The organism is Faecalibacterium sp. DFI.5.82 (genome assembly GCF_029076575.1).
GTDB classification, from domain to species: domain Bacteria; phylum Bacillota; class Clostridia; order Oscillospirales; family Ruminococcaceae; genus Faecalibacterium; species Faecalibacterium duncaniae.
This window is the reverse complement of the sequence record NZ_JARFIS010000211.1, coordinates 1-340: the sequence shown is the minus strand read 5'-3', so window position 1 is coordinate 340 and position 340 is coordinate 1. Positions and strand designations below refer to the sequence as shown.

The window sequence follows — 340 nt, the reverse complement described above, 5'->3', positions numbered from 1 at the left end:
GCATGACACGTATAATCCGCTGCATTTTCCACCGCATTCCCAGTTGCTGCTGTGATCGTAGAAGCTTTTGACTCCCTCCGTGACGGAGAATATGCCTCGAACCAAACCGTGATAAGTCCTATCACGGACCCTCAGATAATACCGACCGGGCTGATGCCAAGCACTGGTAAAGAGCTGAACTCCTCGCCGATAAATCCACTCAGAAAGGAACACAATCCCCATGTGGAAACGATTCCCAGCACACATCCTGCTGGAACAGCAGTTTTACACCAGAAAAGAGCTTCCAGCCGGACAAGCATCCGACCCTGATTTTTTCCTGCCCCAAGACAACGCAGCATTC

Annotated in this window: 1 pseudogene; it reads right to left on the bottom strand. The window is 50.9% G+C overall.

Annotation, left to right across the window (positions count from 1 at the left end):
- Positions 1 to 131 precede the first annotated feature (131 nt).
- Positions 132 to 340, bottom strand: a pseudogene (locus P0G09_RS16285) (ABC transporter permease); the annotation flags it as partial.